This window comes from Candidatus Paceibacterota bacterium, from assembly GCA_028714275.1.
In the GTDB taxonomy this organism is placed as follows: domain Bacteria; phylum Patescibacteriota; class Minisyncoccia; order Phycocordibacterales; family CAINVO01; genus CAINVO01.
In genome coordinates, this window is the sequence record JAQTMP010000026.1 from 1 (window position 1) to 10,100 (window position 10,100).

Annotated in this window: 12 protein-coding genes and 2 tRNA genes; 11 read left to right on the forward strand and 3 right to left on the reverse strand. The window is 43.5% G+C overall.

Features of this window, described 5'->3' with window-relative positions; all coding sequences use genetic code 11:
• Nucleotides 1-160: 160 nt before the first annotated feature.
• From ruvX to PHF79_02825, 8 genes are all read left to right on the forward strand, one after another.
• Nucleotides 161-553, forward strand: a complete 393-nt coding sequence (gene ruvX / locus PHF79_02790; protein MDD5318722.1) for a Holliday junction resolvase RuvX — start codon at nucleotides 161-163, stop codon at nucleotides 551-553.
• A 1-nt stretch (nucleotide 554) separates the two neighbouring features.
• Nucleotides 555-893 (forward strand): hypothetical protein, encoded by a 339-nt coding sequence (locus PHF79_02795; GenBank protein ID MDD5318723.1) that lies wholly within the window; start codon nucleotides 555-557, stop codon nucleotides 891-893.
• Nucleotides 894-932: 39 nt separating this feature from the next.
• On the forward strand, nucleotides 933-2,123 hold the full coding sequence (gene pilM / locus PHF79_02800; GenBank protein MDD5318724.1) for a pilus assembly protein PilM: 1,191 nt from the start codon (nucleotides 933-935) through the stop codon (nucleotides 2,121-2,123).
• Nucleotides 2,124-2,130: 7 nt separating this feature from the next.
• A complete protein-coding gene (locus PHF79_02805; protein ID MDD5318725.1) occupies nucleotides 2,131-2,682 on the forward strand; it encodes a hypothetical protein in 552 nt (183 codons plus the stop codon).
• Nucleotides 2,679-3,263: a hypothetical protein gene (locus PHF79_02810; GenBank protein ID MDD5318726.1), complete on the forward strand. Its 585-nt coding sequence runs from the start codon at nucleotides 2,679-2,681 to the stop codon at nucleotides 3,261-3,263. The genes PHF79_02805 and PHF79_02810 overlap by 4 nt, the downstream gene beginning before the upstream one ends.
• Before the next feature lie 9 nt (nucleotides 3,264-3,272).
• Nucleotides 3,273-3,632, forward strand: coding sequence for a hypothetical protein (locus tag PHF79_02815; GenBank protein ID MDD5318727.1), 360 nt, complete (start codon nucleotides 3,273-3,275; stop codon nucleotides 3,630-3,632).
• 14 nt (nucleotides 3,633-3,646) lie between these two features.
• Nucleotides 3,647-3,721, forward strand: a tRNA-Arg gene (locus PHF79_02820).
• 29 nt (nucleotides 3,722-3,750) lie between these two features.
• The gene (locus tag PHF79_02825; GenBank protein MDD5318728.1) at nucleotides 3,751-4,452 is read left to right on the forward strand and encodes a class I SAM-dependent methyltransferase; all 702 of its coding nucleotides are present in this window, start codon (nucleotides 3,751-3,753) and stop codon (nucleotides 4,450-4,452) included.
• 485 nt (nucleotides 4,453-4,937) lie between these two features.
• Here the strand turns inward: PHF79_02825 and PHF79_02830 are convergent, their stop codons facing one another.
• Entirely contained in the window at nucleotides 4,938-5,810 is an 873-nt protein-coding gene (locus PHF79_02830) for a DDE-type integrase/transposase/recombinase (protein ID MDD5318729.1), read from the reverse strand.
• A 351-nt stretch (nucleotides 5,811-6,161) separates the two neighbouring features.
• On the opposite strand from PHF79_02830, the gene PHF79_02835 reads away from it, so the two are divergent.
• Complete coding sequence (locus tag PHF79_02835) at nucleotides 6,162-6,611, forward strand: hypothetical protein (GenBank protein ID MDD5318730.1); 450 nt, start codon at nucleotides 6,162-6,164, stop codon at nucleotides 6,609-6,611.
• Nucleotides 6,612-6,644: 33 nt separating this feature from the next.
• Here PHF79_02835 and PHF79_02840 read toward each other — a convergent pair whose 3' ends face one another.
• Entirely contained in the window at nucleotides 6,645-7,523 is an 879-nt protein-coding gene (locus PHF79_02840) for a 2-dehydropantoate 2-reductase (protein ID MDD5318731.1), read from the reverse strand.
• A 109-nt stretch (nucleotides 7,524-7,632) separates the two neighbouring features.
• Here PHF79_02840 and PHF79_02845 point away from each other — a divergent pair, with 109 nt between their 5' ends.
• Entirely contained in the window at nucleotides 7,633-8,955 is a 1,323-nt protein-coding gene (locus PHF79_02845; protein MDD5318732.1) for a recombinase family protein, read from the forward strand.
• Between the two features lie 93 nt (nucleotides 8,956-9,048).
• On the opposite strand, the gene PHF79_02850 is transcribed toward PHF79_02845, so the two are convergent.
• Nucleotides 9,049-9,121, reverse strand: a tRNA-Val gene (locus PHF79_02850).
• A 185-nt stretch (nucleotides 9,122-9,306) separates the two neighbouring features.
• On the opposite strand from PHF79_02850, the gene PHF79_02855 reads away from it, so the two are divergent.
• Nucleotides 9,307-10,100, forward strand: a 794-nt coding sequence (locus PHF79_02855; protein MDD5318733.1) for an RluA family pseudouridine synthase, incomplete at its 3' end; no start/stop codon positions are given.

The following is a 10,100-nucleotide window of genomic DNA, read 5'->3' on the forward strand; positions in this document are numbered from 1 at the left end:
GATTCGAACCCTCGAGACCCTTTCGAGCCTTTCAGTTTTCAAGACTGACGCGATCGACCACTCTGCCACCTCACCGCGGATCATACTAGCAGAAAAGAGGTTTATCGGCAAAAATATGATTTGAGCGGACAAATTATTCAAAGCGCGCTACAATACCGCCATGACTAAACTGATGGGGATTGATTTTGGCACCAAGCGCGTGGGCGTGGCTTTGTCTGATGAGACAAGTCAGTACGCTTTTCCGCATGCCGTCATTGAAAATATCGGGATGACCCGAGTAGTTGATGAGATAGTAAAAATATGTCAGGCTGAAAATGTGAGCCAGATTGTTCTTGGAGAATCGCGAGGTTTTGATGGAAAGGAAAATGATATTATGAAAAAAGTCCACAAATTTAAAAGTGAACTCCAATCCAAATTATCTGTACCCATTGTGTTAGAGCCTGAGTTTATGACCTCGGCCGAGGCGGGGAGACTGCAGGGCTCGCGCTCCGACCTCCTCGACGCCTCGGCCGCCGCCTTGATCCTCAAAAGTTATATAGATAAAAATAAATAAAATGAACAACGAACAAATCTCTTTCGACGATTTTAAAAAAGTAAAAATAGCCGTGGGTCAAATCCTTACCGCTGAAAAAGTGCCAGAGACTGACAAGCTTTTGCGCCTAACAGTAGACTTTGCTGAGGCAAACCCTCGCCAAGTGGTGTCGGGCATCTCTCTCCACTTTCCAGACCCTATCAGTCTGATCGGAAAAAAATACTGCTTTGTCATCAATCTAGAGCCCCGCACCATTCGCGGGCTTGAAAGTCAGGCTATGATCCTGGCCGCTTCAACCGAAGAAGCTTTCACCTTGATAGGGCCTCTCGAGGAGGTTCCAGCAGGTGTTATTTTGAAATAATGCGCTATAATAAGGAATATATTTTTTAGATATATTCTTATGTCACTTAGTACCTCTCTTCTCAAAGCTTTCCCCATCCCGGTATTTTTGGAAATGCCACATGTTGGCCTGGAAGTATCTCCTTTTGCTATCCGTTTTATAGAAATCAATCATGGCGGAGGAGATTTTCGGGTCGGCCGCTACGGCGAAAAAAAACTCTCAACGGCGGTGGACTTCAATAAGCCGCTAATTGAGCAAAAAGAACTCGTCGACGCTTTAATAGAAATACGCACCAAATACAAGCTCACTTTTATTGAGGCCACCTTGCCTGAAGAAAAAGCCTACCTTTTTAGCGCCGAGGTGCTAGACGGCAGTGACCAGGAAATCCGCGACAACCTCGAGTTTCATCTCGAGGAAAATGTGCCTCTTTCCCTGGATGAAGCCATTTTTGATTATCACAAAATAAGGAGCAGCCAAAAAAATGGAAAAGTTTTAGTGACGGTGTCTACTCTGCCACAAGCGGTGGTCAATGGCTTTATTGCTCTTTTTGAACACTGCGGGTTGACGCCGATTTCTTTTTTACTTGAACCTCAGGCTCTTTCTCGTTCGACTATCAAATACGGAGATGTGGGGACATATTTGCTCGTCCGTTTGGGAGAAAAAACTACAGGGTTGTCTATCGTTTCAGAAGAGGCTACTCAGTTTACTTCGACTCTCAACATCGGCAGTGATGATTTTACCGCCGCTATCATGAAGCAATTTAATGTTTCTCACGAAGAAGCTGAAAAAATCAAACACGAAAAAGGCTTCATCAAAAGTCCGGAAAATAACGATCTTTTTCTTTCCTTGATCAATATTTCTTCAGCTATCAAGGATGAAATTGGACGTATCTATACGTATTGGCAATCTTACAAAAAAAATGAGGAAAGCCAGGCAGCCAAGTCCAGGCTTTCAGAAGAAACCTCTGAAGTAGCCAGGGTCACAAGGCCTTCTCCTTTTTCTCAAATAACGTCAGCCGGGGAACGGGCACCGATTGCCAAGGTCATCCTTTCTGGCAAGGATGCTGCCTTGATTGGCTTTAGAGAATATCTAGCTACTAGCCTCAAGGCTGAGGTCGAGATTGCCAATGTTTGGATCAATCTTTTTTCTTTTGATGAGTATATACCGCCCATTGACCAGTCTGAAGCGTTGGACTATGGGGCAGTCATAGGAGTAGCTTCACCTAACTTTAATAAACTGCGCCCACTCTAAATTTTATATGTTAAACCTCCTTCCTCTTCAACATAAGAAAAAAGTTTTAGCCGAATACCACCGGAGATTGGCTACGGTTTTTTTGGCCGGAGTATTATTTATTTTAGTTGTGGCCGGAGTGTTGCTTGTGCCTTCTTTGGTTTTGGTCAAGACCAAACAAAATACCTTAAATTTTCAAACGGCGGATTTAAAATTGAGCTTGAAACTTCAAAAACAAAGCGACGATGCTCTGAAGTCTGTGGTCGATCAGACTACCCAAACCCTCAAGGCGATCAAGGTGCCAACAAGCCAAAATACAGCTTCACAGCTTATTACAGAAACAGCCGCAGCCACTATTCCCGGCGTGACCCTCAACCATATTTCCTACGTAAAGACGGCTTTTGACGGACCTGTTTCGATTGAAATTGCCGGGGTGGCCTCTTCACGTCAGCAGCTGATTGATTTTGCCACATCCCTAGACGGGACAGGGCTTTACAAAAATACCAGTTTTCCTGTCTCCAGTTTTGTCCACGAAAAGTCGATTAATTTTTCATTACCTCTTCAAGTCATAAAAAAATGAAATTAAACCCAAAAAACTCGAGCGGTCTCTTTATCCTTGTGGCTGTTTTGGTTGTTGCCGCCGCAATCGGGTATTTTTTGATTTTTTCCAAAGTCCGCTCTGTCAGTGAAGAAAATGCCGTTTTGGCCGCGCAAGTAAGCCAGCTTTCACAGAGCAATGAGCATGTTCAGGCGTTGAAGTCTGTTGTGGATCAAAGCCAGGGATATTTGGATCGCTTGAATTCATATTTTGTCGGGAGTGGCGACCAAAACACTCTTCAATTTATTACTCAAATAGAATCACTCGCCACATCGGTTGGCCTACAGCATGCTACTCAGAACATTACTCTGGATAATGGCAATGGTTTGGATGCCTTGGGCAAGCAATCTATCGGAGTGACCTTTGCTACTTCGGGCTCGTGGTCGGAAACGGTTCGTTTTATTTCTCTGCTTGAGTCTTCTCCATATATTTTGGATATTACCAGAATTGATTTGGACAAGTCGGCAAGCGGAGCGGGTATCACCGGAGCGACGTCGACCTCCCCAAAATCTCAAAATATCTGGACTGCCACATACCATTTTTCTGTCGTTAAGATGCAATAAAATAAAAATATGAATTTATCTTTTTTTAAGAAAAAAACCAGCCCCGTATCATCCAAAACTGCTTCAAAAAAGTGGAAAAATTTTTCTTTTGGGCATGAGCCATACGGCGACTGGAGTTTGATCCTGCTGTTGGGGATTGTCATTAATCTTTTAAACTTCGTATTGGCTGGGTATCTCTTTTTCGAGATCAATCAGGGCACCCTTTTTAGTTCGGTTTCAGTTGCAGATACCTCCAGCCCCACCAGCACCATGAGCCATCAGGCCGATCTTAAAAAAGTGATCAGTTTTTTTGACCACAAAGCGGATCTATTTCAGAGAGCCCAGGCAGGCAATGGTCCAACGAGTATTGACCCTTCGGTATCTCGATGATAGATTTGCAAAATGCTCCCGTAGTTCAATGGATAGAACAGCGGACTTCTAAGCCGTTAATGTAGGTTCGATTCCTACCAGGAGCACCACTTCAGACTTTCTATGCTATAGTTTTTTTATGCAAGAAAATGCTTGGGAAAAAGAATATCAGAAATCTAAACTTTTAACCAAGGACAACAAGCCTCAAAACGATGTGGTGCGTTTTGTGAAGTTTTTAAAAAAGAAATTGAAGCGAGCTGGTACCGAGTTTCCAATGAAAGACCTAAAAGTGCTTGATCTTGGCTCTGGCACAGGTCGAAACTCTTTTTATTTTGCGGAGCTAGGAGCGGAAGCTTTTGGGTTTGAAATCTCAGATACAGCCATCAAAATTGCCCGAGAGCGAGCTGAAGGCTCTGGTCTGACCATCAAATATCTTAAACAAAATATCGGAGCAAAATTTCTGTGTGAGGATCGGTCGGTGGGTATTCTTTTGGATGTGACTTCTTCAAATTCTCTGGATGAAAAAGGAAGGGAATTATATTTAGCGGAATGTCATCGAGTTTTGAAGCCAGACGGTTTCTTTTTTGTGAAAGCCCTATGTAAAGAGGGTGATGCCAACGCTAAAAATCTCCTAAAAATTTCTCCCGGAAAAGAGTACGACACTTATTATATGAAAGAGTTGGATCTGTACGAACGAGTTTTTTCTAGGGAAGACTTTATAAATTTATACGGAAAATATTTTAAAATTTTAGAGTTGAACAAAAAGACTAGTTATTCCTGTCTGAATGACAGAAGCTATAAGCGGAATTTTTGGGTGGGGTATCTTACGACGAAAGAGTGAGGATCTTCGTTTTCTGTTCTGGTGCCCCTCTCCAGTCTAAACCTTTGTGGTGCAAGGTACCGTAAGCATCTTTGAGGGGATTTCAGTATATCAGATTGAGGGGTATAGGTCTGGGTACCAAAAACAAAATGGGAGGAATGGGACACGAAAAGGGCATATTTAGAATGTCCCATTTTCGTGCCATTTCAGGTGATTTATAAATGAGACACACCAAAAACACGTGTCTCATTCTGTCCTGAAATATGCCTCAACCATATCAAAATGAGACAAATGAGACACTACTCGGGGTATGTGAGACATGTCTCATTTCAACAAAATCGGACAAATCGGACGACCCCCACAAAACCCAAACAAAGCCAAATTTTTGAGGATTGGAAAAAGATTGATTTACAATAATACCTATAATATAGGGCGTATAATAGACATTTGATTTTGTTGAGTATAGGAAATATTGGGTTTTGTGTATTCTAGTCAACACCTTGGAATCACTTTGTAATCAATTGGCTCGGCGTTTTAAAATCAATGCCCATGTGCATTCGTTCTGTATTGTAATATTTGAGAAATGATCGAATGTCTTTTCGTGTGAATATGCACCAACCGAATCTCCCGATTTCTTCTTGAATGGTTCGATTGAATCTCTCGAGATGCCCGTTCTCGTTCGGCGACCTTGGGTGAATGTGCCGATGGGTCATTCCGTACCTCACGACAAAATCAGTGAAAAAGAAACTGAACTCCGATCCGTTGTCTGTCTGGATGTTTTTGATTTTGAATGGAAAATATGTAATTGCTTTTTTGAGGAATGATGTGCTGTGCTTAGCACTGATCCTCTTTGCAAGTATGGCGAAGCCGTACCTTGAATACACGTCGAGCGCGGTGTAGACGTAGATGCGCCTGCCGTCTTTGGTTGCGAAGTGGATGGTATCGATCTGGACCAGCATTCCTGGGCTTTTCGCCTCAGGTCTTGGCGGGTACATCCTTCTCTTTTTCCATGGACTGCGCTTCTTAAGCAGTCCGTATATATTTAATTTTCTTTTAATCGAAGACAAGGAAACTTTCACACCTTCGGCTTTCAGCATCTCATGCACCACCTCGGCACATCGGCGGCTCTTCAACCTTGCATGGATGATGCGGCCTACTGTTTCTTTCGGCAGCGATGCAGGCGATGTGTGTGGAGCAGAACTTCTTGTCTCGATCCTCTTAGGATCATATGTTTTCGGAGCACGCTTGCACCATTTCACCACCGCGCTTTGCGTGTACCCGAAGTGCCTAGCCGCTTTTCTAGTCGACCAGCCCTCGCGCACAAGCCTGACGGCTTGTGCGCGTATCTCCGGGAGCTTTTCATTTGTTGTATATGCCATATACATAGCTTAAACCACTGGGGTGATTCCAAGGTATTGAACCATGACGTTTTGTTGACTTTAGTATATTTACATGATATAATTGTACTAGAGTTTTGGTGCTTTACGCTAAGCTTAAAATAGGCCAAGACAAACAGGAGGTATCTCTTGAAAACTCAAAATAACCTAGTTGGAGATTTTCTCTACTGGTTTCAGATGATTCTCGCGGTGATTTTCGGCGGATTCCAAACCCAGCACATGCTTGTTCACTCCACTCGTGGATTGAGCACTAGCATGTTCCTCTTTACCGGACTGTTCGTCTGCATCAATCTCTATCTGTCGATCGCTTCACATAAAGCTCAACCGAGCAGAGTGACGAAGCAGACAGTAGCGATTTATATCCTGGGAACGGTGGTCTACGGATCATTCCTGGTGGTAATGCTTGCGAAGGCAGAAAGCCTTTGGGATATGCGGGACACCTTTACTGGTCTAGTCGTTGTGGTTGCGTTGGTCTTGGCATTCGTCTACTCGAAAGCCCAGAATATCGCTACGCTCGATCCGATCATGAAGGGTGTCTATAGCCTGATCTTCAAGTCGGTGCCACAGGTGGTAATGGCGTGGAAAGTGTATCAAGTGGGTGGACAGGGGTTGAATACCGTTATGGTAATCACCTTCCACACACTGACACTGACTCGCATTTACCAGATTTGTCGAGGCACAAGCAAGACTGGCTGGGATCGGAATCGTCGAGGTCTCTTAATCTCTGAAATCGGAAATGAAATCACATGGTCACTGGTAACGGTGGCATGGTTAGTTTCGTAAGGAACATCTCAAACCCCGTAGCGTGGAAACATGCTACGGGGTTAAAACATGTTTGAATCGAGTAACAATCTCCTGATTTTCTGGTGTGGGTATATTTTTCTTTCTACCTAACTCGATGATGTACCCATTCAAAAAGTCTATCTCCGTTTTTCTGCCAGAGCGCAAGTCTTGTTGTAAGGAAGAGTAATGTTGCATCTTTGAACATACATCGTACATCCTATGCTTCATTACATCTTTTTCATCAAGAGAAAAATAAGCTGAGAGTACGGCATAGCACTCGTCAAATAGTTTTGATATTTTTTCCTCAGTCTGATTATTTCTGAATAGCTCAAAAAAAGTCATGTTTTCCATTGCCGAAAGGGCATTCAGGCAGCAGTTCATTATAGTTTTTTCTGCGCGGATGACATCAAGATTTTTTTCAGTGCGACACGAGATTTTGGCATGAAGTAAAAGATCACTGATTGTTTTTCCTGCGGCCGTATCATCGACCTTCCAACCCAATGCGGTTGATCGCGTCGTCAGTTTATTGTCTTTAATATTGAAACCCTCGAATACTGAAATGACAAGAAAAGGCTGGTGTGGAATGATATCTGTGTATTTTGAATTATCGACCAGCCCATTTTGGATGCTTGTGAGTATCGAGCACTTCAGGCCGTGCTTTTTTATGGACAGAAAGGCTTCCTCAAGGTCGTATAGCTTTGTGCTTATGAAAATATAATCAAACGTCTCGTCAAATGGAAGTTCGAATAATTTTTTTGGCGTGTCGTATTCAGTGCCATCTATGAGAATCTTATCGCCTGTATCCGTGAGCTTCTTTCTGCCAAAGAGATAGACATCATTGTCGTCGGCTTTGAGCATAGCTCCTAAATATATGCCGATGGATCCAGCTCCGTAAATAAGAATCTTTTTCATTAGATTATTTTAACATCCATTGGATATTTTGAGTAATTACTTACCTACATCTTACCAACTAGGGGGGGTCTGGACTCATCGAGAGGGTTGCGTCATCCCTTGTAGGTATATGACACATATACCACAACAGCCTATTGGATTGGTGGGTAAAGGATCAATCCCCGCAAGAATCAAGTATTGCCTATACGCCCGCAAGTCGACCGAGGAGGAAGACCAGCAAGTCCTCTCTATCAACAGTCAGATCAAGGAGATGGAAAAAATGGCGAGGGAACAGGATATTGATATTGTTGTCACGAAACAGGAATCTCATTCAGCCAAAGAGGCAGGACAACGTCCTATTTTCGAGGAAATTATTAAAGAAATCAAGCAAGGCAAATTCGATGGTATCCTCACATGGGCACCAGACCGCATCAGTCGCAACGCAGGCGACCTCGGACGCATCGTCGATCTCATGGATCAAGGGCTACTGAAAGAGATCCGCACATACGGCGGCCAGAAATTCAGCAACAATCCGAATGAAAAATTTTTGCTGATGATCCTCGGCTCACAAGCCAAGCTCGAAAATGATAATAAGGTCATAAACGTGAAGCGAGGTCTGCGAGCTCGATGCGAGATGGGGCTCTGGCCCGCACCTGCGCCAGTGGGGTATCTCAACAGCAAGAACAAAGATGAGAAGTGTCAGGTACATATCGATACCCATAGAGCGCCAGTAATAAAAAAGATGTTTGAGAAAGTGGCATACGAAAAATGGAGTGGCAGACGTATACATAAGTGGTTGAAAGACGAGATCAAATTTACTACCAAAAGCGGCAAGCCTTTGAACTTAAGCAATATCTATCTCACCCTCCGATGTCACTTTTACTACGGCACCTTTGAATATCCCAAAAAGAGTGGTCAGTGGTATCAAGGCAAACATACGCCTATTTTAACCAAAGACCTTTTCGATCAAGTCCAAGAGAATATAGCTGAGCATGTCATGAAAAGCTACGGCAAAGACCTTGCATTTACCAAGCTCATTACCTGCGGATTATGCGGCTCAGGCATCACCGCCGATGAAAAATACAAGAACCTCAAGAATGGCGATACTCATAGGTATGTTTACTATCGGTGCTGTAAATATCGGGATCACTCATGTAAAGGAGGTCAGATGAGAGAAGAAGACCTCATTGAACAGATTGCCCACATCATCGACAAGATTGACCTAAATGAGATTGGCATGAAGGCTAAGATTAAGGATGAAATCGATCGACACCGTCGATTTCAGAGGGGACTACTTGGTGAGAGGCCTATTCACATCAAGACGACAGATATCGATATTCGCAACTACGCCAAATATGTCCTACGAAGCGGTACTATATTCGAGAAACGCGAAATGCTCTCCTGCTTAAAGAGCAAGATCGTGATGGCGAACAAGAAAGTATCTATCGTCTAGCAAAAAACGAGGTAAGAATCGAACCAATTTTTTGTACTTGACTCTACTCGAATACCGCTCTCTTGAGGGGTATGAGTAGGTCTCACTGCGTTGTGCGCGATGAGGGACTCGAACCCCCGGCCTTCTCAGTGTAAATGAGTTGCTCTACCAACTGAGCTAATCGCGCGTATACTAAATACATCTGGCAGCCCCTAGCATAGACTATATTTGGTTTTATTTCAAATTTATTTATTCGCGACAGGAAGTGTAGTTTTCTTCAATATGCAATATAAAGCATATTTTTTATGTCTTTTATTACATATTGAAAAAAGAAACATAGCCCACACGGCATATATATGTTATATATGAGGCATGCAGAAAAGCCCAATAAAAAAGAAAGTAGAAAAATCCCCTAAAAAGACGCAAAAACCAAAAATCGAAGTGCTTTACGAAGATAATGACGTGGTAGCCATCAATAAACCCGCAGGTCTGATGGTGCACCCTGATTCAAAAAACAGTGAAGGAGTGACTCTGTGCGACTGGATCATCGACCGATACGGAGATGCCATCAAGGAAGTAGGCGAGCCAATGACTCTAGCAGATGGCACTATTCTCTATCGCCCAGGTATTGTGCATAGACTCGACCGTGAGACCTCAGGGGTTTTATTGATAGCCAAAAACCAATCAGCTTTTACTTTTTTTAAAAAACAATTTCAAAATCATACAATCTTGAAGAAGTATTTAGCTTTTGTATATGGGCTTGTCAAAACAGATAGGGGAGTGATCAATCGGCCTATTGCCCGTAGTCGATCGGATTTTCGACGTTGGTCTGCTCAGGCCGGCTCCCGCGGAGAAGCCCGTGAAGCGGTGACGTATTATCGGGTCCTCGGGCGTAAGGAGGGCGAAGGAGACACTTACTCTGAGATAGGAGCTCACTCCGCCACTCTCCTAGAGCTAGAGCCAAAAACTGGCCGCACTCACCAGATCCGCGTGCACTGCAAATCCATGCACCACCCAGTCGTAGCCGATCCTTTATATGAGCCTGAAAATCTCAAGGCTACCCACCTTTTAGGCTTTGATCGCTTGGCCCTACATGCCCGCTCAATCTCATTTATGCTGGCTGATGGGGTCCAAAAGACAGTAGAGGCCCCTTTTCCAAAGGATTT

Excerpts from the sequence above, each read along its gene's own strand:
- PHF79_02830 (MDD5318729.1), bottom strand. The coding sequence starts at position 5,810 with ATGGCATATACAACAAATGAAAAGCTCCCGGAGATACGCGCACAAGCC.
- PHF79_02840 (MDD5318731.1), bottom strand. The coding sequence starts at position 7,523 with ATGAAAAAGATTCTTATTTACGGAGCTGGATCCATCGGCATATATTTA.
- PHF79_02845 (MDD5318732.1), top strand. The coding sequence starts at position 7,633 with ATGACACATATACCACAACAGCCTATTGGATTGGTGGGTAAAGGATCA.
- ruvX (MDD5318722.1), top strand. The coding sequence starts at position 161 with ATGACTAAACTGATGGGGATTGATTTTGGCACCAAGCGCGTGGGCGTG.
- PHF79_02825 (MDD5318728.1), top strand. The coding sequence starts at position 3,751 with ATGCAAGAAAATGCTTGGGAAAAAGAATATCAGAAATCTAAACTTTTA.
- PHF79_02810 (MDD5318726.1), top strand. The coding sequence starts at position 2,679 with ATGAAATTAAACCCAAAAAACTCGAGCGGTCTCTTTATCCTTGTGGCT.
- PHF79_02815 (MDD5318727.1), top strand. The coding sequence starts at position 3,273 with ATGAATTTATCTTTTTTTAAGAAAAAAACCAGCCCCGTATCATCCAAA.
- pilM (MDD5318724.1), top strand. The coding sequence starts at position 933 with ATGTCACTTAGTACCTCTCTTCTCAAAGCTTTCCCCATCCCGGTATTT.
- PHF79_02805 (MDD5318725.1), top strand. The coding sequence starts at position 2,131 with ATGTTAAACCTCCTTCCTCTTCAACATAAGAAAAAAGTTTTAGCCGAA.
- PHF79_02795 (MDD5318723.1), top strand. The coding sequence starts at position 555 with ATGAACAACGAACAAATCTCTTTCGACGATTTTAAAAAAGTAAAAATA.